Source organism: Pseudoflavonifractor sp. 524-17 (genome assembly GCF_009935845.1).
Taxonomy (GTDB): Bacteria; Bacillota; Clostridia; order Oscillospirales; family Oscillospiraceae; genus Pseudoflavonifractor_A.
The window spans coordinates 1-21,767 of sequence record NZ_QWEK01000056.1; the positions used below are offsets into that span (position 1 = coordinate 1).

Sequence of the window (21,767 nt, forward strand, 5' to 3'; positions counted from 1 at the left end):
ATTCCCTGAAAAAGAAAGAGACTGCCTAGGATTCAAAATCCTTGTGGAAAATGTGTCAACTAATATTGACAAAATCATATTAATTAACCGAAATGAGTACGGCGGTTTTCAGGTCACGGGAACGGGCCGACACAGCGGAACGAATACCACCCCGCCGCCGCGCCCGTCCAGCACGCGAAAGTATATTTGCCCCTGTTGTGGAAATTCCGTCCGGGCAACGAAAACGGTCAATATTGCCTGTTTGGACTGCGATACGCAGATGGAACTTGTAAAGTGAACTTCAAAAATGGGCGGGAATAATCCCCGCCCATTTGTATATATTACCGCCCCATTTTGATTTTACTGCCCTCCGCACCTTTTATCTGTGTCAGTGGGGAAAAGCTATCATAGTTTTTGGTAATGTCTGCGTCAAATATTGCGCAGTAGTGTTTTGTCATGTCAAGGGTGGAGTGGCCTAAAAGCCGTTGAAGAGTGAACGCATTCCCGCCGCAGTCCACCAGATACTTTTTTGCGAATGTGTGACGAAACAGGTGAATACTTGTCTTTTCCACGCCCCGCCGCCTGTTATAGCTGGCAATACTGCACCGCAGGCCGTTCTCCGTCAACTGTGAGCCGTTTTCATTGGGAAACAGGCAATCATCTCCACCGCCGCCGCGTACCAGCATATACTCCCGCAGAACGCCGCAGAGGGCTTCACAGAGGGGAATGACCTGCGCCCGCTTGTTTTTGGTATGCCGCAGATAAATCACTTTGTTGTCCATGTCCACATCTTTGATTTGAATATTGCGGATGGTGGCGGCGCGGCAACCGTTATTGAGTAAGAGATTGATAATCGCCCAATTCCGATATTCGGGAAAGTCGCATTTCTTCGTGTCTGGCTTCTTTAACAGCTTTTTCAGTTCTTCGTCCGAGTAGGTTTCTTTTATCGTTTCCTCCGCCTTGTAGAGTGGGATATTGAGCCGGGTAATTCCCGCTTCGTTGCACCACGACAAAAAGGATTTGAGCGTCCGCGTATAGCTTTTGATGGAGTTAGCCGCGAGGCCCGCGTCCCTCATGCTGGCAATCGTGGCCTCCAAATCTGCCTTGTTCAGCCCGTCAATAGGGATAGTGGGGGATAGGTGCTTACTGATGGCGGAAAAGTGCTGTCCGTAGGTGGCAAGGGTCTTTTCACTGACCCCCGCCGCTTTCTTTCCAGCGAGGAAGTCAGCGAATGTGTCCGCAACCGTGACGCTGTGTTTCATCTTGATTTTAGCCATTTTTCAACACTCCTGATTTGTCAAATTTTTCTGAAAAATCAAGCGTACTGTGCGGCTAATCAAGAGTGTGGAAAAAGCAAACAGAAAACCCGCAAACCATTGTCTTACAACGGTTTGCGGGTTTCGTGGTCCGAGTGACTGGACTTGAACCAGCGGCCTCTTGAACCCCATTCAAGCGCGATACCAAACTTCGCCACACCCGGATCAATTTGCTGTCCACCAGACAGCTTATACAATATAGCACGTTTTTTCTCATTTGGCAAGGGGGATTTCAAGAAAATTTAAAAATTATTTGAAGAGGATGGGGGAGAGAAAGGAGAGGGCGGTCCAGAGGAGGAGGGCCAGGACCCCGGGGGCCCGGCAGAGGGCCTGCCAGGCCCCGGGATAGGCCGGGCTGGTAAGAAAAGCGGTGAGGGCCTGCCGCCGGCGGGTGAGCAGGGCCACACCCAGGGGAATGTTGAGCAGCAGCAGGGCGGGGAGAACGGGAAAATAGGGGGTGAGCAGGCCGCTGCCTGCCAGATTGACCAGGCTGTGGAGGAGAATGGACTGCCACAGACAGCCGGAGCGGAGGTAGACCCCGCCCAGGACCAGGGCGGTGGTGAAGGTGTAAAAAAACTGGTTGAGATTCCCGTGGAGAAGGGCGAAGGCCAGAGAGGAGAGGATCAGGGCAAAGCCCGGGCCGAAGGGGCGCAGACGGGCCAGCATAAGCGCGCGGAACATCCACTCCTCAAAGATGGGGGCGAGAACGCACACCAGCGTAAAGGTCATCCAGGGGGGAAAGGAGAGAAGCTGGCCCACCGGGTTGTGTACCGGGGCGCCCAGAAGGGTTTCCAGAACGTCCAGGAAAAACAGGGTGGCCAGATTGCTGACCAGAAGCAGGCACATGGCGGCGCACCAGGCCCCGGCCAGCGCCCTGGGGCCCAGGGGATGGCGGGGCGTCCGGACAGAGGGGCCGGAGCCCAGCGCCAGGCGGAACAGGGGAAAGGCGGCGCCGTAGGAGGACAGGACGATGATCCCCCACTGGAACCCGGCCTGCCGGAGAAGCTGAGGGGCGGCGGTCCGGGCGAGGGTGAGCAGAATGAACTGAGCGGCCAGGGCGGCGAGCTGGTGGACCAGCAGCGCCCAGCCAATTCTGGAGAAGGGGAAGGTGGGGCGCATAGGCAAACTCCTTTCCACAAGGTGAAGGGTGGAGAATTTATTATACCAGAAGGGGAGCGGGGGAACAATACTTGCTGTGGCCTGGAGCGTCGGGGCTGATTTGTGCTGAAATCATACGCAGCACGAAAAAAGTCTTGACCTTCCACTGGGTGCAGGGTGTACCATAGAGCGGAAGGGAGGGAGAGAATGAAGATCAACGAAGTGGAGGAGCTGGTGGGCATCACCAAACGGAATATCCGTTTCTATGAGAAGGAGGGGCTGCTCACCCCGGGGCGCAACAGCGAAAACGGCTACCGGGACTACAGCCGGGAGGATGTGGACATGCTGCGCAAAATCAAGCTGCTGCGCAAGCTGAATATACCCCTGGAGGAGATCCGCAAGCTGCAGAGCGGGACGCTCTGGCTGGACGATGTGCTGGGCCGGCACATGATTCAGCTGCGCCGGAGCCGGGAGAACCTGGCCACCATTGAGGCCCTGTGCCAGCGGCTCACCGACGCCCGGGAGCAGCTCCCCACACTGAACGCCCAGAGCTATCTGAAGGAGATGGAACAGATGGAGCAGGAGGGGACCCGATTTATGAATGTGAAAAAACAGGACACCCGCACCCGGTACCGGGAGCCGGTAATCGCCGCCGCTGTGTTTGTGCTGCTGATGGCGGGACTGATGGGGCTGATTTTCTGGGGCTTTTCCGTCAGTCCGGAGGACGCGCCGCCGTTGGGGTTGATTTTTCTGTTTATGGCGGTGCCTATGGTGTTTATTATAGGGGTGCTGCTGGCCCTTTGGCAGCGGATGAAACAGATTCAGGGAGGAGAAGAAGATGCTGCTTCTAAATATTGACTACATCCCCGGCAAGCGGGTGGAGGCCCTGGGCCTTGTGAAGGGCTCGGTGGTCCAGTCCAAGAACTTTGGCAAGGACTTTATGGCCGGCATGAAAAATCTGGTGGGGGGCGAGATTGAGAGCTATACACAGCTGTTGAATCAGTCCCGCCAGATCGCCACCAAGCGGATGGTGGACGAGGCGGAGGCGCTGGGGGCGGACGCCATTTTGAACATCCGTTATGCCAGCTCGTCGGTGATGCAGGGGGCGGCGGAGGTCACTGCCTTCGGAACGGCGGTACGAGTGACGGGAGAGGAGTAACCATGCTGCACATTGAGGATTTTTCCAAGACCTATCCCGGGGGAAAGCGGGCGGTGGACGGGCTGAGCCTCCACGTGCCGGCAGGGGCCATTTTTGGCTTTATCGGCCACAACGGAGCGGGGAAGACCACCACTCTCCGGGCGGCGGCGGGGGTGATGGACTTCTCCCAGGGGACCATCTCCATTGACGGCCATGACATCCAAAAGGAGCCCATCGCGGCCAAGCGGGTGACGGCCTTCCTGCCGGATAACCCGGATCTGTATGACTTCCTCACCGGCATCCGCTATCTGACCTTTATCGCGGATCTCTACGAGATCCCTGGCGGGGAGCGGAAGGCGCGCATCGCCCGGTATGCCGACGCCTTCCGCCTGACGGGAAACCTGGGCAGCCCCATCGGCAGCTACTCCCACGGCATGAAGCAAAAGCTGGCCCTCATCTCCGCGCTCATCCGCGCCCCCCGGCTGCTGATTCTGGACGAGCCCTTTGTGGGTCTGGACCCGGAGGCCAGCCACCTGCTGAAGGAGTTTTTAAGCGAGCTGTGCCAGGCGGGGGGCGCGGTTTTCTTCTCTACCCACGTATTAGAGGTAGCGGAGCGGCTGTGCCACCGGATTGCCATCATCCAAAACGGGAAACTGGTGAAGGAGGGCCCCACGGCGGAGCTGGTGGGAGACTCCACCCTGGAGGACGTGTTTTTGGGTCTGGGAGGCGAGGGACGATGAGGGGACTGAGACAGTTCCGGGCGCTGCTGTCCGTCCAGCTCAAGGCCGCGCTGTCCGTTGGGACGGGAATAGGCCGGCGCAGCCGGAAGAAGACCTTCTCCGGTATCAGCGTCATGGCGGTGATGGCGGGCCTGTGCGCCTACCTGTCTGGGCTGTACAGCTTTCTTTTCGCCTCTGCGCTGGCGCCGGCGGGGCAGCTGGCGGTGCTGTTTCTGATTATGCCGGTGCTGGCGGTAGTTCTGGGGACCTTTTTTACGCTCTTTGCCGCCCAGGGAGTGGTATTCGGGGGGCGGGACAACGATCTGGTTCTGGCCCTGCCGGTATCCCCCTTTGTGCTGATGCTGGCCCGCTCCGCAGCGCTGTACCTGGAAAACCTGCTGACCACCGCCTTTATTCTGCTGCCGGCAGGGGGCGTGTTTCTGTGGTACGGCGGCGAGGGCGGCGCCGGGCTGGCGCTGCGCCTGCTGGCGGGGACGGCGGTACTGGCTGTGCTGCCCACGGTGCTGGCCCTGGCAGGGGGCTTTGTGCTGGCGTGGCTGACCAGCCGGCTGCGCAGCCGCAGCGGCCTGACCATGGTATGCTACGGCCTGTTCTTTGCCCTGATTTTTGCAATGGCCTTTCGGCTGAACGCTCTGATCGCGGATCTGGTTGAGCACGCGGCGGGACTGCGGCAGGGCTTCGCCGGCTGGGGGATTCCCTTCCTGCTGATGCAGGACTGGGTGTGCGGCGGGGCCTGGTCCGGCCTGCTGGGTTTGATTGGAATCGCGGCGCTCCCGTTTCTGGGGGCGGTGTGGGGCTTCGGCGGGCGGTATAAGGCCATTGTCACCGGCTTGACCGCCAGGGGGGCCCGGTCGGACTACAAGCTGGAGCGGGTGTCTGCCGGAAGCGTCCGCCGGGCGCTGCTGGCCAAGGAGGCGGGGCGGTTTTTCCACTCCCCCATGTACCTGTTCAACGCCGGAATCGGCCTGATCTTTCTGGTGGCCGCCGGGGTGGCGTCGGTGGTCTTCCGGGCCCGGCTGGCGGGGACAATCTCCCTGCTGGCGGCGGCGGGAGTGGAGCTGCCGCTGACGCCGCTGCTGACGGGGATGGTGTGTCTGATGCTGGGTACCGCGGCCATCACCAGCTCCTCCATCAGCCTGGAGGGGAAGTATCTGTGGATTCTCAAGGAGGCACCGGTGCCTGTGGGGTGGATCTTTGGGGCGAAGGTCCTGTTTCAGCTGCTGCTGGCCCTCCCCTGCGGGGCGGTGTGTCTGGCGGGGACGGGGTTTGCCCTGGCCCTGCCGCCTGCGGAGCTGCTGCTGGCCTTTGGCGTGTGCGCCGCCTTTGCCGGGGCCGCCGCTGTGCTGGGCCTGCTGGTCAACCTCTGCTTCCCCAAGCTGGACGCTTCAAACGACGCGGTGGTGGTGAAGCAGTCCGCGGCATCCTTCATTGGCAGCTTTGGGGGGATGCTGCTGGCTGTGGCCCTGGGCGGGCTGTGGTACCTGCTCCGGGGACCGGCGGGGAGCGCCGGGGCCCTGGCCCTGTGCGGCGGGGTGTGCGCCTTGCTGGCGCTGATCGCCCTGTGGCTGCTGGGAACGGTGGGTAAGAGAAAATTTCTGGCGCTGTGAATCCAGAGGGAACCAATCGGGGTTGCCCCACGTCTAAAAGGGCAGCAACAAAGAAATGGAGGTTATAGCCATGAAGCGAAAGAGCCTGTTTTCCGCTGTGCTGGCCTTTGTGATGCTGAGCGTTTCCGCCGGGGCGGCGGCAGCCCCTGACCCCGCCACGGAAGCGCAGCTCCCCCAGGCGGAGCCCGCGGCGGGGCAGTATCTGGCGGATACCGGTGTAATCACAGATTTGCTCTATCTGTGCGGCCTGCCCCTGGCGCCGGAAGGCGGCGGAGATCCGGCAAGCGGCCATGCGGAGCGGTCCATCGAGCTGGACAGGACCGGGGAACGGACGGGGAAGGTTGTGTACCACCTGAGCGGCAAGACGGCCATTATCAACGCCGTAACCGGGGAGGAGATGTCCTTCAGCCAGCTGGAAACAGGGGAGGAAGTGTGCGTCATCGCCGGGGAGGCGCTGATGCTCAGCGAGCCGCCCCAGGGCCACGCGCTGGTGGTGCTGGCCGGCCTGCCGGAGGACGGGGCGTATCCCGCCTGCCGCCAAGTGACTGCGGTACGGCGGGGAGACGCTGGCGTCAGCGCCCAGGTCGGGGAGGATCTGATCTACCACCTGGACCCGGAAAAGACTAAGGTGGTAGGGAAGTATGGGCTGGACAGCCTGAAGCCCGGGGATCTGGTGGCGGCATGGTATGACGATGTGGCGGAGAGCTACCCCGCCCAGGCGTGGCCCCGGCAGCTGGTGATTGTGCCCCAGCACGCCGGCTGGCTGGAGGCGGACGAGACAGAGATCCGGATCAACGGCGCTCCCCTGGACCTGCCGGAAGGGGTGACGCCCCGGTATGAGGACGGGGAACTGCTGCTCCCCCTGCGCTCGGTGGGAGAGGCCCTGGGCTGTACTGTTACCTGGGAGGCCGCCCGGCCCGATCAGGTGACCGTCAGCGGCCCGGAGGGGCTGAGCTATACCCTGGAGCTGGACGGCAGTCTGGTCAAAGCGGTGAACCGGATTGTCTATGTCCGGGCTGCCTGTATTATCGGCCAGCACGACCTCTTCCTGGCGCAGGCCTAGGGAAAAATTTTCTGCCTGAAACTTAGCTAAAAACGGCCGGATCTATCGCTTTTGGGCGGGATCCGGCTGTGTTTTGAAAAAATCAGAAAATAGAGCATGGGAGTTTACAAATTTATACTTCCATAACGAAGAGAACTTTGATATAATAGAGCAACATCTAAAATAGTAAAGATCCAAAGGTATGTTCCCCAATATAGAAAGCTTACGCACGATGGATAGAATTGGAAATTTGCGGGCGGATTTTAGCAGACATATTCTAAAAACAGGTTAAATATTATGGAGGCGTGGGGAAAAGGCCTCTCGCATACGCAAATTTTTGTGGACGCTGGAAAAAAGAGGACAGGCCGCGGTCGCTAGGGACCAAACCCGATTCAGGACAACCGGAAAAAGATCCTGGAAAATGAAAAAAAGAAGTGAAAAACAGCCGGTAGCGGAAATAGATATTTGCGGCGCCATTTCCCTGAGTTCTTACATGATTTGTACAAAAGTGGTTTCTTGCTAAAATTGGGGCTTGCATTTTTGACCAAAGTAATTCATAATTATGTCATTCAAATGCTCTGACTGCGCGCTGCTCTGGGGCGGAGTGTTTTCTCCCTGTAAAAATTGGGGGGCAGCGGCCTTGGATCTGACAGCTGCGGTCTTAACTGCAAAGAATGGGAATAGGAGAAATGGCTATGGACTTCTTGTCGAGCAACTCTATGCTGATGCTGGAAAAGTCAATGGGGTTCCTGTGGACGAAACAGGCGGCGGGGCTGGATAATATCGCCAACGCCGAAACCCCCAACTACAAGGCGAAGGTAGTCACCTTTGAGGAGACCTTCCGGGAGCAGCTGGAGCAGGCGGCGCGGGCGAACGCCCCCAAGAAGGCGGTGCGGGGCGTGCTGTCCCAGGCTGACTCCAACGTGTTCGAGGCCCACGAGGTCACCCGTATGGACGAAAACGGCGTCAATGTGACGGAGCAGAGCACCGAGCTGGTGCGCAACGCTTACCAGATTCAATACGTAATGCAGTCTATCTCCAGCGACCTGACCATACTGCGTATGGCGGTGCGGGGGCAGTAACCGGCAGGAGGTAATTTAATATGGCGTTTTTAAGCTCAATGAATATTGTGGGCTCTGGTCTTACTGCCCAGCAGCTGCGGCTGGACATCGTGTCTGAGAATATTACCAACTCTCAGACCACCCGTACTGAGGCGGGCGGGGCTTACCGGCGGAAGATGGTGGTCTTTGAGGCCGAGTCCGGCCGGGACAGCTTCCGGATGGCCATGGCCCGGGCGGCGGAGGGGCTGGCTCCCAATGTGGGCTATACTACAGCCGGCGGCGTTAAGGTGACGGAGATTGTGGAGGATCAGTCCGACCTTCGCCTGGTGTACGACCCCACCCACCCAGACGCCAACGAGGCGGGGTATGTTGAGCTGCCCAATGTGGACCTGGTAAAAGAGATGACGGACGCCATGGCGGCAAGCCAGGCCTTTTCAGCCAACGTGACTGCGCTGAATACCCTCAAAGCGGTAGTCGCCAAGGGGTTGGAGATCGGTAAGTAAGGGAATACGAAACCGAAAGGAGAGAATTAGGGATGATTGCACCAATTGAACGTCTGGGGATGATTGCCCCAGCAAAAAAAGAAGAGACCGCGTTGCCGGTTCAGTCCGGCGGCGTGAGTCTTTTTGCGTCTGTATTCCAGTCCGCGATTCAGAACGTGAAGGACACCGACGCGGAGAAGGTCCAGGCCCAGTACCTGCTTTCCACCGGGCAGCTGGATAATCCGTCCACGGTGATGATCGCCGCGGCCAAGAACGAGATCGCGGTCAGCCTGCTGATTCAGCTCAGAAACAAGGCCCTGGACGCCTACTCCGAGCTGACGCGGATGAGCATCTAAGATCCAGATTGGAGCAGACGGACAGGGAAGACGGGGATGATCACGGTTGAATGAAAAACTGAAGAGTTATCTGGATAAAGTCAAGGCGGCGGTCAAGAAGGTTTCGAAAAAGATATGGATTATCATCGGCGTGGTGCTGGTGCTGATCATTGCCGCTGTCACGCTTTATGCCAACAGCCGGCCCTATGCCGTGCTCTTTACCGGTCTGACCGGGGACGAAGCGTCCACGATTATGACCTACCTGGAGAACCAGGGCATACGCAACTACCGGCTGGAGAACAACGACACGATACTGGTGCCGGAGGGGCAGGAATACGCGCTGAAGGCCCGGCTTTTGATGGAGGGCTACCCAAAATCCGGCTTTGGCTATTCTACATATTATGACCATGTCAGCGCGCTGTCTACCGAGACGGAGCGGAACACGGCGTGGCTTATCACTGTGCAGGAGCGTATGGGCGCCACCATCCGGTGCCTGGACGGGGTGAAGGACGCCACCGTGGGCATCACCCAGGGGGAGAACCGCTCCTACGTCCTGGACAGCAGCAACGTTGTAGAAGCCTCCGCGTATGTCTTTGTGACCATGAACAGCGGCCAGCGGCTGAGCAACCAGCAGGCCTCCGCTATCCGCAATCTGGTCGCCCGGGGCGTACAGGGCCTTCAGGTGGACAATATCACCATTGTGGATAACCTGGGCAACCAGTACAGCGGCGCCTCCGACTTTTCGGACTCCGAGGCCTCCGCCCTGAAGCTGAGGCTGGAGGAGGAGCAGGCCAACAAGATCCGCAGCGAGGTTATGTGGGTGCTGGCTCCCTACTTTGGGGAAGAGAACGTCAAGGTGGCTGTCAACTGCGTGGTAGACGTGAGCTACGTAGTCACTGACGAGGAGAACACCTACCTGCCGGATTGGGCCGCCGACGGCTCCACCGGCGGCAAAGGCATCATCGGCTCCCGGGTGTATAACTACACCTACTATACAGATGACGAGACGAGGGCCGGCGGCACGGTGGGCACCCAGACCAATTCTGAGATCCCAGAGTATGTGGAGCGGGAGCCCAACCCCGGCGAGGAAGGGGATAAGGTCTCCGGCGGCGGACAGCTGGACTATGACAACTCCCACGACAAGGTCCACCGGGTGAGCACCGCCGGCATCCTTACCGACTGCACCGTGGCGGTGAGCATCAACTCCGCCACCGCGGGGAATGTGGACATCGCCCAGGTGCGGGACCATGTGGCGGCGGCGGCCAATATTACTGCCATCGTCACTGAGGAGATGACGGCGGACGAATACCTGGCCAGCAAGATCTCCGTGATGTCCGAACCCTTCTACGATCCCACTCAGACCGGCCCCGGCGGACAGGATCCCGCCCAGTCCGGCGGCGGTGTGCCCATGTGGGTGCTGATTGCGGCGGCTGTGGGACTGCTGCTGTTCATCATTGTGCTGGTGCTCATCCTGGTGCTGCGGGGCAAACGCCGGAAAAAGAAGGCCCAGGAGGAGCTGGACGAGGCAGAGGCTCTGCTGGCGCTCGGCGCGGTGGCTGCCGCCCAAGGCGAGCAACAGGAGGGCGCCGATATCATGGCGCTGCAAACCGAGCGGAGTATGGAGCTGCGTAAGGATATCCGGCAGTTCGCCGAGGAGAATCCCGAGATTGCAGCCCAACTGGTGAAGACCTGGCTGAGAGGAGAGAGCGACAATGACTGAGGCTGCAGCCACAGAAACCCGCGCTCCAGCGGCGAAGAAGGAGAAGCCAAGAAAGACAGCCGCGGATCTGAGCGGCGCCCAGAAGGCGGCGACAGTGGTCGTCGCCCTGGGCGCGGAGAAGGCGTCGCTGCTCTACAAGCACATGGATCCAAGCGACGTGGAGCAGCTGACCATTGAGGTGGCAAAGCTTGGCTTTCTGGACTCGGAGCTGACCGAGGATGTGCTCGGCGAGTACTACCAGATGTGCATGGCCAACAAGTCTGTTACCGAGGGCGGCTTGGAGTACGCCCGGGCGGTCCTGGAGAAAGCCTACGGCGCTCAGACTGCGGAGGAACTGCTGAGCAAGGTAACCAAGACGCTGGAGAACCGCCAGTTCTCCTTCATGACCAAAGCGGATGTGAAGTCGCTGTACTCCGCCCTCCAGAGCGAGCGGCCCCAGACCATCGCCTTGGTGCTGTCCTACATGGACGCGGACAAGGCGGCGGGCGTGGTGGCCCAGCTGGACGAGAAGAAGCAGGTCCAGGTGGTGCAGAGCATGGCCAAGATCGAAAGCGTCTCCCCAGCGGCGGTGAAGATCGTGGAGGCGGAGATGAGCAAGAAGTTCTCCAACATTGTTACCAGCGCCAACGTCAAGGTAGGCGGCGTGGACTACGTGGCCGACGTGATGAACAACCTGGACCGGACCAGCGAGAAGAATATCTTCGACGGCCTGTCCTCCTACGATCAGGAGCTGGCGGACGAGATCCGCAAGCGTATGTTCGTCTTCGAGGACATTATGACCATGGACGACCGGTCTGTCCAGCGCTTTGTCCGGGACTGCGACCCCAGGGATCTGGTGCTGGCGCTCAAGGCGGCGAACAGCGAGGTGGCAAACAAGCTGTTTACCAATATGTCCAGCCGTATGGCCCAGAGCATCAGAGACGACCTGGAGATTACAACCAACGTCCGTATGAAGGACGTGGAGGACGCGCAGCAGCGTATTGTGGATATCATCCGCGGCCTGGAGGAGAGAAACGAGATTATCATCCTGAAGGGCGGAAAGGACGATATCATTGCCTAGTATATTCAAGAACTTTTCCCTTGGCAGGGCAAAGCCCTATGAGTTTCCCGATGCGGAGAAGCTGATGCCCAGGGTAGAGACGGAGGAAGCGGAGACGTCCCCCGCCTTGGAGGAGGCAGAGCCGGCGGAAGAGGGGCAGACAGAGCCTCCCGCCCCGGAAAAAGAGCCCAATCCGGTGAGCTACGCCCAGATTCAGGCGGACAGTATTGCGCAGGAGGCCCGCCGCCAGGCGGAGGAAATTCTGGAGCAGGCCCGGCAGGAAGCCCGCCGCCAGGCGGAGGAGATTCACGCCGCCGCCCGGGAGGAGGGCTACCAGGAGGGATACGTCCAGGGAGGCGCCAAGGCCATGGAGGAGGCGGCCAGGCTCCAGGAGGAACAGGCCGACAGACAGGCGGCGGCGATGCAGGAATTTCTGGACCGGGCCGGCGGTGCGCTGGACCGGCAAATGGACGAAAGTATAAACGAACTGCGGGATTTGGCCCTGACCATTGCGGAAAAAGTGGTGAGCATCAGTCTGAAAAGCAGTGCGGAGGTCATCAGCCGGATGATTCAGACCGCTGTTGACAAGCGCAAACGCCGGGAGTGGGTGCATATCTATATTGCAGAGTGCGACGCCAAACGGCTGGTGCAGGTGCCTGCCACGCTGACGGCAGCTCTGTCCGCCCTGTCTGACCGGGTGCGCATCATTCCTATGGCGGACGACGAGTCCGGCACCTGCATTATTGAGATGCCGGACGAGATTGTGGACGCCAGCGCGGCCACCCAGCTCAGCAACATTCGAAGCCTGCTGATGGACACCCCCTCGGGGACGTCCGGCGGCAATCTGTTTTAACCATTGTGAGGAGCGCCCATGTCTGTATTTCAACAGATGATCCGTCAGGTGTACAACGCCGAGCCGTACAGCCTGACCGGGAAAATTGAAAACATCGTGGGCATGTCCATTGAGGCCTCCGGCGGCCGGGCGGCTGTGGGCGATATCTGCCGTATCTACAGCGGCGAGTCCGGCGGACAGGTCACGGCGGAGGTGGTGGGATTTAAAAACGACCACATCCTTCTGATGCCCTACTCAGAGATGAACGGTATCTCTGCGGGGAATTTTGTGCGCAACACCGGCCGCCAGCTCACTATGCGGGTGGGGGAGTTCCTCCGGGGGCGGATCATCAACGCCCTGGGGCAGCCCATTGACGGGAAGGGCGCCTTTGAGGGAGGCACCTCCTACTGCGTGAGCGGTTCCTATATCAACCCCCTCCAGCGCCCCCCCATCCGGGAGCGGATGGAATTTGGCGTAAAGGCCATCGACGGTATGATTACCATCGGAAAGGGCCAGCGTATCGGTATTTTCGCCGGCTCCGGCGTGGGCAAGAGCACCTTGATGGGCATGATTGCCAAGAATGTAAAGGCAGACATCAACGTCATTGCCCTGGTGGGAGAGCGGGGACGCGAGGTGCTGGAGTTCGTCCAGAAGGATCTGGGCGAGGAGGGCATGAAGCGATCCATTCTGGTGGTGGCCACCTCCGACCAGCCGGCCATGCTGCGGATGAAATGTCCCTGCGTGGCCACTGGCATTGCGGAGTATTTCCGGGACCAGGGGTATGACGTGCTGCTGATGATGGACTCCCTCACCCGCTTTGCCATGGCACAGCGGGAGATTGGCTTGGCCATCGGAGAACCCCCCGTGGCCCGTGGCTATACACCCTCTATGTACGCCGAAATGCCCAAGCTGCTGGAGCGCAGCGGAAACTTCAGCCGGGGTTCTATCACTGGGGTGTACACTGTATTGGTGGAGGGCGACGATACCAACGAGCCCATTGCCGATACCGTGCGAGGCATTCTGGACGGGCATATTGTCCTGTCCCGCTCCCTGGCCAACAGCAACCATTACCCCGCGATTGACGTCAGCGCCAGTATCTCCCGTCTGATGGTGGAGATTGTCTCACCGGAACACCGGCAGCTGGCCTCCCGGATTCGGGACATTATGAGTGTATACGAAAAGAATGCCGACCTGGTTGCCATCGGCGCCTATAAGCCGGGGAGCAACCGGAAGCTGGATTTCGCTCTGTCCAAGATCGACGCGGTAAACGCTTTTCTTACCCAGGACGTGAACGAGGCGTTTTCCTACGAGCAGTGTTTGGAGCGAATGGAGCAGCTTCTAAAATAGATAAGGGGCGAGGTTGAACCATGAAGAAATTCAAGTTTTCCCTGGATACAGTGCTGGACTACAAGCAGCAGATTTTAGACGCACTGAAGGGAGAACACGCGGCCATCCTGGCCCAGGTGCGGGAGCAGGAGGAGATTGTGGAAGAAGCGTGGCTGAGCTACCGGGCATATAATGCAGAGTTCCGGCAGCGCAAGGAGACGGGACTGAGCATTACCGAGGCCACCCTCTACCAAAACGGCCTGCGGGCCCAGGAACTGGAGATCCAGCGGGAGACCGAAATCCTGGAGACGCTGAAGAAGCAGGAGGCGGAAAAGCGGGACCAGGTGGTGGAGGCCAAGAAGGAGACCTCCTCCCTGGAAAAGCTGAAGGAGAAAAAGCTGGATCTCTACCAAAAGGCGGTGCAGAAGGGCGAGGAGGCCCTGATTGACGAGTTCGTCAGCGCCGCCCGGGCCGCGGGCCGGACCGCAAGCCTGTCCCCGGCATAGTTTGGTCCAAACCGGCGTATCAATAAAGAGCGCCGTTTGGAATAGATATCTTAATTTCAAAAGGAGGTGAACAGAACAATGGAACAGGTTTCTAACGGAATGCTGGCTATGATGCAGATGCTCACCGAGCAGCAGGCCGCCAACATGGGAAAGAGCAGCCCCCCAGAGGGTGAGTTCCAGAAGCTGCTGGAGGAGAAAACCCAGGAGACTGCGACAGAGTTCCCTGCCAAGAAAGAGGAGCCTAAGCCCGCCGATCAGACCCAGGAGCAGCCCGCGGCGGAGAATCAAGCCCCCGCAAAGCCCCAGCCGGCGGAGGACCCCAAGGAGACGGTGCGCCGGCTGATTGAGTGCGGTCTGGTGCAGCCGGAACAGGTGGCCCAGTTTGTGGCCGTGACCCAAGGCGCACAGCCGGAGAACGGGGACGCCGCCCCCATTGAGGGCGCTGTGATTGTCACGCCAGGGGCCACTGCCGTGGTGGAGGAGGTCCAGCCCCAGCAGATGGAGATGCCCGCCGCCGGGACGGAGCTCCCGGTGGAAGACGTGGTGCAGGCCCCTGCGGCCGAGGACGGATTTGAAGCCGTTCTGGCCGGGGAGAACACGGCCCAGGACGTGGAGCACACCCCCGAGACCGAGTTGACTCAGACCGCGGCGGCGGAGGACACCCAGCCCAAGGAAGCCGCCGCCAAGGAGGTCCAGCCCGAAGCCATCGCCCAGAAACAGGACGGCGGGGAGGAGGTCCAGGTGGTGGACGCCAGCCCCGACCAGAGGGTATTCCACGATGTGCAGGAGGTGCCTGTCAAGGTGGGCGAGGCCCCGGCGGCAGAGCAGAGCGAAGAGCCCCAGGACATCAACACCCAGCTGGCGGACAAACTGGTACAGGCCCTGGAGCGGGGGGATTCCAAGGTGGAAATCCAGCTGACCCCCGATTCTTTGGGCAGCGTAAAGGTAGAGCTGACCCGTCTGGCGGACGGCGCTTTGCACGTGGTACTCACCGCGGAGCGGGGCGAAACCCGCAGCCTTCTGGAGCGGCACGCCGCCAATCTGCAAAATATCCTGGCCCATAATGAGGAGCATGTCCAGGTGGAGGTGCCCCGTCAGGAGGAGAGCCAGCGGCAGGATCTGCGGGATGGACACAACGGCAATCAGCAAAACCAGCAGCAGGAGCAGCGCCGGCAGCAGCCCCAGAACAGCGAGGACTTCCTGCAGCAGCTGCGGCTTGGCCTGATCCCTATGGACGGCGATAGGTTCTAAACGGAAAGGAAGTGAAGACTTCATGGCTAATTTTATGTACGATGTGGGCTTGGTGCGCACCGAAATGGCCACAAAAGAGGCCAAAAAGACCCAGAGCGACACCAGTCCTGACCTGAACATGACCGACTTCCTCCAGCTGATGGTGGTCCAGCTCCAGAGCCAGACCATTGACAACACAGCGGATACTTCGGATATGCTTAATCAGCTGGTGCAGATGCAGATGGTCACCGCATTGGCCAATGTGACCGACGCCAGCGTTATGTCCTACGCCGGTTCCCTGGTGGGCAAGGAAGTGACTGTGCTGACCTATGATGGAAACAAGGCGGTGGAGAAGGTGATTACAGTCACCGGTACCGCTACCTCTAATGGTGAGCAGGTGATTTTCGCCGGGGACGAGGCCTATAAGCTCAGCGACATTATGGCCATCGGACGTCTGCCCAAGCCGGAAGAGAGTGAAAAGCCGGGCGACGGCGATGGGGATACCGACGGCGACAAGCCTGTGGATGGGGATAAACCCACCGATGGCGACAAGCCCGTGGACGGGGATAAACCCACCGACGGCGATAAACCCCCGGTAGACGGCGACAAGCCGGTAGAGGGAACGGACGAAACCGGGAACTCCGGCACAGATACGGAGGAAAAGCCGGACGAGACAGAACCGACCCCGGAAGCCGTAGGCTAGTGAGGTGAGATGAGATGATCCAGCGCGTAACGGGCGCGGGTCTGGGTCCCGCCCCACAAGTACACTCCCCTCAAAAGGGGCAGGGCGGCGGTTTTGGCGCGCTGCTTCAGCAGGAGCTGGCCCGCAGCGCGCAGCAGCAGCCGGCCCAAAGCGTGGCCTTTTCCAAGCACGCGATCTCCCGGGCGGAGGAGCGGGGCATCGAGGTCACTCCGGCCCTGATGGACCAGCTGGCCGGCAGTGTGGTACGGGCCCAGGCAAAGGGCGCCACCAATATCCTGGCCATGGACGCAGAAAAGGCGTTCATCATCAACGTGCCCAGCGCCAAGGTCATCACCGCCATCACCCAGGACGAGATGAAGGAAAACGTATTTACCAATATTGACGGCGCCGTATTCCTGTAATTATACAGAAGGCAGGACCAATTTCGGATGTCTTTGGCCCCCGCCCGATTGGCGGGGGCCAGGCGGCGCAAAGACCGAAAGGAGCAAATGATTTGACTGGTGCAATGTACGCGGCCGTTTCCGGCCTGAAAGCCCATATGTCGGGCCTGAACGTCATCGGCAACAACATCGCCAACGTGAACACTATGGGCTATAAGGCGGGGCGCTATGTGTTTGAGACGGCGCTGTATACCTCCCTGAACGGCGGCTCCAACGGCACCCAGACCGTGGGCGGCAAGAACCCCTCCCAGATCGGTATGGGCACCAACATGGCCACGGTGGACATCAACATGGGCACCAGCACCTATGTGCCCACCGGCCGGCCCATGGACTGCATGATCGACGGCGACGGCTTCTTCCTTTTGGGCGAAACCAAGAATATGACCTTCAACAGCGCTGAGGACTTTAAGGCCCTTCTCCTCACCAAGGTAGGCGACCTGGAGTTCAAGGCGGACGGCACCCTGTCCAACCGGGCCGGCTATGTGGTCTATGGTTTCCAGTGTACAGGTCAGGTTCAGGGAACGGACACCACGATTCCTGTTGTAAGCAACCAGCTTTCCCCTATTACTCTGCCGAAACAGGTTTCGGTGTTGGTGGATGTAACAGTGGATGCCAATGGGGTTGAAACATTGACCCCTGTAACGGATCCAACCCAGGCTCCCGCAGCAGGTGCTACACGGGAAAAGAGAACCTATGTGGTTTCTAATGCCGAGCAGCTGAAAAAGGTGCCCGGAATGGACGCTGCTACCCAAACCACTTTTGATGAACTGCCCCATGCGGAGATGGACAGCATTACCATTGACGAGAAGACCGGCAGAATCAGCGGCACCACCAAGGACACCGACCAGCATATCACTATCGGCTTCCTGGCCATTGGCAATGTGACCAACCCCAACGGCGTGACCCAGGTCACCGGCACCTACTTCCAGTGCGGTGAGGGCGCTGGAGCGATGAGCATCGCTATGCTGGGCGGCTCTGCGGCGGAAGTCTATGACAAAGCAAATATGGGCAACTTTGAATTAGATGCAAGCGGTATTTGGCAGCCGCCCCAGGGTGGTGGTACGCTGACTAAGGGCATGACCCATATTACGGCAAACGGCGGAAAGCCCGATGCCAACGCCTCCGACACCATGGCCATCAAGACGGGCGGCACCACGAAGCTGCTCACCAGCGGCCTGGAGCAGACCAACACCGACCTGGCCACCGAGATCTCCAACATGATCTTCATGCAGCGCGGCTATCAGGCCAACACCCGTATTGTCACCGTGACCGACTCCATGCTGGAGGAACTGGTCAACATGAAGCGCTAACCGTTCCAATAAACAGGCGGCGGCGCGGGGGGATACTCCGCGCCCGCCGGCCTGTCTGAAAGGGAGGCACAGAGTATGATTGTACTGACCAAGCGCAGCCGGGAGAAATTTCTTGTCAACCACCTGCAAATCGAGTGCATTGAGACCATTCCAGAGACCAAGATCGTTATGATGAACCGCGACTATTTTCTCGTCATGGAGAGCGTGGACGAGATTATCAATAAAATAGCAAGCTATAACGCGAAGGTACAGGATATCCACAGAGAAATTACCGTGGTAGACAAACGTTAAGAGAGAATCCAAGAGCGCCTGGCGTTTACCCGGGTGGGAGGTAGAAGAAGCGCTATGAATCTAACCTATATCATTGGTGTTGTCGCGGCAGTCGCCGTTATGCTGTTCGGCATGGTCAGCAAGATCGACCCGACGGTAGGTCTTCAGATCACATTTGGGAACCTGAAGAACTTCCTGGATCCCGCCAGTATTCTGATCACCATCGGCTGTACCTTCGCCATTGTGGTGGCCAGCTTCCCGGCCAGCAAGCTGAAGGCCATGCCCAAGCACTTTGGCATTCTGCTGAACACCAAGCGGTTCAACCCCCGGCAGTACATTGAGCAGCTGGTGGAGCTGGCCCAGGTGGCCCGGAAGAACGGCCTGCTCTCCCTGGAAGAGAAAGCCGGCGAGCAGACCGACCCCTTCTTCAAGCAGGCCATCATGCTCATCGTGGACGCCAACGACCCGGATCGGGTGCGGGCTATCCTGGAGAACGATATCGAGTGCATGTCCGCCCGGCATGAGGACGCGGCGGGGATGTACGACAAGGCGTCTTCCATCGCGCCGGCCTTCGGCATGGTGGGCACCTTGGTGGGCCTGATCAACATGCTCAAGGGCATGAGCCTGGACAGCGGCGGCGCGAGTTCCCTGGGCAGCGACATGGGCACCGCCCTGATCACCACCCTGTACGGCTGTATTCTGGCCCATATGCTCTTTGGGCCTATCGCCACCATCCTGCGCAACCGGGACTCGGAAGAGGTGCTGTGCAAGATGATCATCGTGGAGGGCATTATGTCCATCCAGTCCGGCGAGAACCCCAAGTTCCTGGAGGAAAAGCTGATGACCTACATGGCCCAGAAGCAACGCGGCAACGACGGCGGCGGCGGCAAGAAGGGCAAGGGCAAGAAGAACGAGGAAGAGTAATCCCGGCCTGTGCCGGTGACCGGCAAGGAGTGAAGATCTGTGAAAAGAAAAAAGGGCGGTGGCGGCGGCGGCGCCAACTGGATGGATACCTATGGCGACATGGTAACCCTGCTGCTGTGCTTCTTCGTGCTGCTCTATTCCATGTCCACCATCAGCGAGGAGAACTGGAAAGCGCTGGTTATGAGCTTTAACCCGGACGCGGATCAGACCATCAGAGAGACCTCCGGCAACGAGGGTCCCAACGCCGACCCCAGCGAGGAAACGGAGTCCAGCGGCATGATGGAGATCAGCCAGGCGGACATCGACACCCAGATGGAAGAGCTGTACCAGGCTCTTCAGGCCTATGCCGCCGAGGAGGGGATGAAGGAAAAAATCTCCGTCACCAAGGGGGACGGCCAGATTTTCGTGGCCTTCGACCAGACCGCGTTTTTCAGCCCCAACAGCTTTACCCTGCTGGATCAGAGTATGCCCATCCTGGACAGCATCAGCGCAATGCTGACCGGCTCCAAGGACGCGATTCAGGAGGTGCGCATCCAGGGCCATACCGCCCAGGACGTGCCGGACAGCCCCAACGATCCGCGGGTGGACCGTTTTCTATCGTCCAACCGCGCCACCAATGTGCTGGTCTATATCCAGACCCACAGCGAGATAGACCCGGCCCGGCTGGTCAGCGAGGGCATGGGCCAGTGGAGGCCCGTGGGAGACAACGATACCTCGGAGGGACGGGCGAAAAACCGCCGGGTGGAGATGATCATCAGCGCCCGCGACCTGGAGTCAGAGCTGGGCGACTCCGTCCAGCAATATACAACCGGAAATCAAAATTAACCACGGCAGAGCAGGTGAGGTGATTCGATGTCAGAAGTTCTGTCACAAAGTCAAATTGATGCTCTGCTGAACGCGGTCCGCAGTGGAGAAAAGGATCTGGAACATCCGGCGGAGGCGGAACAGGAGAAGAAGTATCGAAAATACGACTTCACCAGCCCGCGTAAGTTTACAAAAGACCGTATCAAAATGCTGAACGGTATTTTTGAAACCTACACCCGGGTGGTGAACTCCCGGCTTAACGCCTTGCTTCGTATCAACTGCGAAGTGGCGGTGGAGAGCGTGGAGGAGCAGCGGTATTACGAGTTCTCAAACGCCTTGGCCGAGAGTGATGTGCTTACCCTGATGGATGTGGAGATTAAAGGCCGGACAGAGGAGTCCCCGGTGATCCTCTACCTCTATACGCCTATGGCCCTGAGCATGATCGACCGTATGCTGGGCGGCGAGGGCGAGATGGATGACGACCTGCCTATGGACTACAACTATACGGACTTGGAGCTGAATCTTTACGAGACGCTGGTAAAAAATCTGATTTCCATCATGGGCGGCAGCTGGGAGAGCTATGTTTCCGTGGACTTCTCCTACAGCCGGACGGAAGTTAACCCGACGCTGGTGCAGCTGCTGGGCCCGGAGGAGACGGTGGTCATTGTGGACATGAAGCTGGAGTCGGCCTACGGCTCGGGACGATTGAGCGTCTGTCTGCCGGGAACGGTGCTGACCAGCATCTTTGGGGAAATCAGTCAGGGAAATCCCAGCCGAAGGACCACTGGCGAGGATAACTCGGATCAGATTTTTGAAAAATTGCGGGATTCCAGCCTGGATGTGGTGGCCCAGCTGGCGGAGACACAGCTCTCCCTCAGCGATATCTACCATCTGAATATTGGAGACGTGGTAGACCTGGGACGGCCCAAAGATGCGCCGGTTTATTTGGAGATCGGCGGTTATAACTGGTTTGTGGGCCGTATCGGTACCTACAAGAAAAATATGGCTGTCAAGATAGACGAGGTATGCTATCAGGCCGAGCAAAGGAGCGAATAGAAAAGGATGGAGAGAGAATTATTCAGCCCAATGGCGCTAGACGCTATGGGCGAATTGATGAATATCAGCCTTGGCTCCTCGGCCACCGCGGTATCCAACATGCTGGATCACCGTGTCGATATCACGACGCCCACGGTTTCCGTCATTGCGTCAAAGGATTTCGTTTTGGGCAACCTGGAGCCTGCCATCGGTGTGGAGATTCAGTATGTCGAGGGCCTGGAGGGCAGCAACATTATGGTGCTGCGCCGCCGGGACATCAAGATCATTGTGGATATCCTCATGGGGACCGAGACCCCGGATGAGGAGTTCGAACTCAACGATCTGACCATCAGCTGTGTGTGCGAGGTCATGAACCAGATGATGGGTGCCTCCGCCACGGCTATGTCCGACTTCCTGGGATACCCGGTGAATATCTCTACGCCCACCACCTTTGAGCTGGACAACTTAGAGGACTTTAAGGCAAAACAGGGGGAGGACCTGGTGCTCGCCCGCTTCTTCCTGCGTATTGAGGGGAAGATGGAGAGCGAGTTCATGAACGTCATGCCCGTCTCCCTGGCCTGCAAGCTGCTGGCCGGTATGGGTCTGGAGGACGAGATCTTTGTGAAGGACGGCGATGAGGCCGCCGCGCCCGCGTCCGCTCCGGAACCCGCCCCCGCGGAGAGCAGCAACAAGCAGCTCAGCCAGGAGGAGATTGAGAAGATGATGGCGGGAATGGGCGGCGACAGCACCCCTGCGCCCGCCCCGGAACCGGCCCCCTCCGGCGGCAAGCTCAGCCAGGAGGAGATCGAGAAGATGATGGCAGGGATGGG

24 protein-coding genes, 1 tRNA gene and 1 pseudogene are annotated in these 21,767 nt (G+C 59.2%); 23 read left to right on the forward strand and 3 right to left on the reverse strand.

The annotated features are described in order from the left end of the window. A pseudogene (locus D1159_RS19350) lies at positions 1–277 on the forward strand (hypothetical protein); the annotation flags it as partial. A 43-nt stretch (positions 278–320) separates the two neighbouring features. Here the strand turns inward: D1159_RS19350 and D1159_RS15930 are convergent. From D1159_RS15930 to D1159_RS15940, 3 genes are all read right to left on the reverse strand, one after another. After that, positions 321–1,256: a site-specific integrase gene (locus D1159_RS15930; protein ID WP_161846613.1), complete on the reverse strand. Its 936-nt coding sequence runs from the start codon at positions 1,254–1,256 to the stop codon at positions 321–323. 126 nt (positions 1,257–1,382) lie between these two features. Continuing rightward, positions 1,383–1,459, reverse strand: a tRNA-Pro gene (locus D1159_RS15935). A gap of 85 nt (positions 1,460–1,544) precedes the next feature. Beyond that, complete coding sequence (locus D1159_RS15940) at positions 1,545–2,414, reverse strand: type II CAAX endopeptidase family protein (RefSeq protein ID WP_161846614.1); 870 nt, start codon at positions 2,412–2,414, stop codon at positions 1,545–1,547. Positions 2,415–2,600: 186 nt separating this feature from the next. Here D1159_RS15940 and D1159_RS15945 point away from each other — a divergent pair, with 186 nt between their 5' ends. The 22 genes from D1159_RS15945 to D1159_RS16050 all read left to right on the forward strand — a co-directional run. After that, positions 2,601–3,251: a MerR family transcriptional regulator gene (locus tag D1159_RS15945; RefSeq protein ID WP_161846615.1), complete on the forward strand. Its 651-nt coding sequence runs from the start codon at positions 2,601–2,603 to the stop codon at positions 3,249–3,251. Beyond that, complete coding sequence (locus tag D1159_RS15950; RefSeq protein WP_161846616.1) at positions 3,232–3,552, forward strand: YbjQ family protein; 321 nt, start codon at positions 3,232–3,234, stop codon at positions 3,550–3,552. The genes D1159_RS15945 and D1159_RS15950 overlap by 20 nt, the downstream gene beginning before the upstream one ends. A gap of 2 nt (positions 3,553–3,554) precedes the next feature. Then, positions 3,555–4,271, forward strand: coding sequence for an ABC transporter ATP-binding protein (locus tag D1159_RS15955; protein ID WP_161846617.1), 717 nt, complete (start codon positions 3,555–3,557; stop codon positions 4,269–4,271). Then, positions 4,268–5,878 (forward strand): hypothetical protein, encoded by a 1,611-nt coding sequence (locus D1159_RS15960; protein WP_161846618.1) that lies wholly within the window; start codon positions 4,268–4,270, stop codon positions 5,876–5,878. Before D1159_RS15955 ends, D1159_RS15960 begins: the two co-directional genes overlap by 4 nt. A 70-nt stretch (positions 5,879–5,948) precedes the next feature. Then, positions 5,949–6,941 (forward strand): stalk domain-containing protein, encoded by a 993-nt coding sequence (locus D1159_RS15965; RefSeq protein ID WP_161846619.1) that lies wholly within the window; start codon positions 5,949–5,951, stop codon positions 6,939–6,941. 674 nt (positions 6,942–7,615) lie between these two features. Then, positions 7,616–8,002 (forward strand): flagellar biosynthesis protein FlgB, encoded by a 387-nt coding sequence (locus D1159_RS15970; protein WP_161846620.1) that lies wholly within the window; start codon positions 7,616–7,618, stop codon positions 8,000–8,002. Between the two features lie 20 nt (positions 8,003–8,022). Then, positions 8,023–8,484 (forward strand): flagellar basal body rod protein FlgC, encoded by a 462-nt coding sequence (gene flgC, locus D1159_RS15975; protein WP_161846621.1) that lies wholly within the window; start codon positions 8,023–8,025, stop codon positions 8,482–8,484. A gap of 32 nt (positions 8,485–8,516) precedes the next feature. After that, a complete protein-coding gene (locus D1159_RS15980) occupies positions 8,517–8,819 on the forward strand; it encodes a flagellar hook-basal body complex protein FliE (RefSeq protein WP_161846622.1) in 303 nt (100 codons plus the stop codon). A gap of 46 nt (positions 8,820–8,865) precedes the next feature. After that, positions 8,866–10,518 (forward strand): flagellar basal-body MS-ring/collar protein FliF, encoded by a 1,653-nt coding sequence (gene fliF / locus D1159_RS15985; RefSeq protein WP_161846623.1) that lies wholly within the window; start codon positions 8,866–8,868, stop codon positions 10,516–10,518. Beyond that, the gene (gene fliG, locus D1159_RS15990; protein WP_161846624.1) at positions 10,511–11,578 is read left to right on the forward strand and encodes a flagellar motor switch protein FliG; all 1,068 of its coding nucleotides are present in this window, start codon (positions 10,511–10,513) and stop codon (positions 11,576–11,578) included. The genes fliF and fliG overlap by 8 nt, the downstream gene beginning before the upstream one ends. Further along, positions 11,571–12,410, forward strand: a complete 840-nt coding sequence (locus D1159_RS20100) for a FliH/SctL family protein (protein WP_161846625.1) — start codon at positions 11,571–11,573, stop codon at positions 12,408–12,410. Before fliG ends, D1159_RS20100 begins: the two co-directional genes overlap by 8 nt. An 18-nt stretch (positions 12,411–12,428) precedes the next feature. Further along, positions 12,429–13,736, forward strand: coding sequence for a flagellar protein export ATPase FliI (gene fliI / locus D1159_RS16000; RefSeq protein ID WP_161846626.1), 1,308 nt, complete (start codon positions 12,429–12,431; stop codon positions 13,734–13,736). Positions 13,737–13,756: 20 nt separating this feature from the next. Beyond that, positions 13,757–14,221: a flagellar export protein FliJ gene (gene fliJ, locus D1159_RS16005; RefSeq protein ID WP_161846627.1), complete on the forward strand. Its 465-nt coding sequence runs from the start codon at positions 13,757–13,759 to the stop codon at positions 14,219–14,221. Between the two features lie 78 nt (positions 14,222–14,299). Further along, complete coding sequence (locus D1159_RS20105; protein ID WP_161846628.1) at positions 14,300–15,472, forward strand: flagellar hook-length control protein FliK; 1,173 nt, start codon at positions 14,300–14,302, stop codon at positions 15,470–15,472. A 22-nt stretch (positions 15,473–15,494) separates the two neighbouring features. After that, positions 15,495–16,154 carry a flagellar hook capping FlgD N-terminal domain-containing protein gene (locus D1159_RS16015; protein ID WP_161846629.1) on the forward strand — a complete coding sequence of 220 codons (660 nt, stop codon included), beginning with the start codon at positions 15,495–15,497 and terminating at the stop codon, positions 16,152–16,154. Between the two features lie 14 nt (positions 16,155–16,168). Beyond that, complete coding sequence (locus D1159_RS16020) at positions 16,169–16,555, forward strand: TIGR02530 family flagellar biosynthesis protein (RefSeq protein WP_161846630.1); 387 nt, start codon at positions 16,169–16,171, stop codon at positions 16,553–16,555. A gap of 92 nt (positions 16,556–16,647) precedes the next feature. Then, positions 16,648–17,904: a flagellar hook-basal body complex protein gene (locus D1159_RS16025; RefSeq protein ID WP_161846631.1), complete on the forward strand. Its 1,257-nt coding sequence runs from the start codon at positions 16,648–16,650 to the stop codon at positions 17,902–17,904. 75 nt (positions 17,905–17,979) lie between these two features. Then, the gene (locus D1159_RS16030) at positions 17,980–18,195 is read left to right on the forward strand and encodes a flagellar FlbD family protein (RefSeq protein WP_161846632.1); all 216 of its coding nucleotides are present in this window, start codon (positions 17,980–17,982) and stop codon (positions 18,193–18,195) included. A gap of 54 nt (positions 18,196–18,249) precedes the next feature. Further along, positions 18,250–19,098: a MotA/TolQ/ExbB proton channel family protein gene (locus D1159_RS16035; RefSeq protein ID WP_161846633.1), complete on the forward strand. Its 849-nt coding sequence runs from the start codon at positions 18,250–18,252 to the stop codon at positions 19,096–19,098. A gap of 39 nt (positions 19,099–19,137) precedes the next feature. Beyond that, complete coding sequence (locus D1159_RS20275) at positions 19,138–19,923, forward strand: flagellar motor protein MotB (RefSeq protein ID WP_347563709.1); 786 nt, start codon at positions 19,138–19,140, stop codon at positions 19,921–19,923. A gap of 27 nt (positions 19,924–19,950) precedes the next feature. Further along, positions 19,951–20,958 (forward strand): FliM/FliN family flagellar motor switch protein, encoded by a 1,008-nt coding sequence (locus D1159_RS16045; protein WP_161846634.1) that lies wholly within the window; start codon positions 19,951–19,953, stop codon positions 20,956–20,958. A 6-nt stretch (positions 20,959–20,964) separates the two neighbouring features. Next, positions 20,965–21,767, forward strand: an 803-nt coding sequence (locus tag D1159_RS16050; protein WP_202621120.1) for a chemotaxis protein CheC, incomplete at its 3' end; no start/stop codon positions are given.